This window comes from Oceanobacter antarcticus (genome assembly GCF_044962685.1).
In the GTDB taxonomy this organism is placed as follows: domain Bacteria; phylum Pseudomonadota; class Gammaproteobacteria; order Pseudomonadales; family Oceanobacteraceae; genus Oceanobacter; species Oceanobacter antarcticus.
The window spans coordinates 1-620 of record NZ_JBBKTX010000061.1; the positions used below are offsets into that span (position 1 = coordinate 1).

General features: G+C 53.9%; 1 protein-coding gene. It reads right to left on the reverse strand.

From position 1 onward, the window contains the following. Positions 1 to 620 (reverse strand): EF-Tu/IF-2/RF-3 family GTPase (locus tag WG929_RS20885; protein ID WP_416207611.1); only part of this gene is annotated, 620 nt, incomplete at both ends.

Here is a 620-nt window from a genome sequence, read left to right on the forward strand (position 1 = left end):
CCTTCATCTTTACCCAGTACGTATACTTCGGATTCGAACTTGGTGTGAGGCGTGATAGAACCTGGCTTCGCCAGTACCTGTCCACGTTCAACTTCGTCACGCTTGGTACCACGCAGCAGAACGCCGACGTTTTCACCCGCACGGCCTTCGTCCAGAATCTTGCGGAACATTTCAACACCGGTACAGATGGTCTTGATGGTGTCCTTGATGCCGATAATGGCGACTTCTTCACCAGTACGGACGATACCGCGCTCAACACGACCGGTAACAACGGTACCACGACCCTGAATCGAGAAGACGTCTTCGATCGGCATAATAAACGCACCGTCAATCGCACGCTCTGGCTCAGGAATGTAGCTGTCCAGCGTTTCTACCAGTTTCTTGACAGCGGTAGTACCCATTTCATTGTCATCTTCGCCGTTCAGGGCCATCAGCGCTGAACCTGGGATGATGGGGGTGTCGTCACCGGGGAAGTCGTATTCGGACAGCAGGTCACGCAGTTCCATTTCGACCAGTTCCAGCATCTCTGCGTATTCTTCTGAGTCTGCGCCACCGCAGTCTTCAGCCAGCAGGTCGGCCTTGTTCAGGAATACCAGGATGTAAGGGACACCTACCTGACG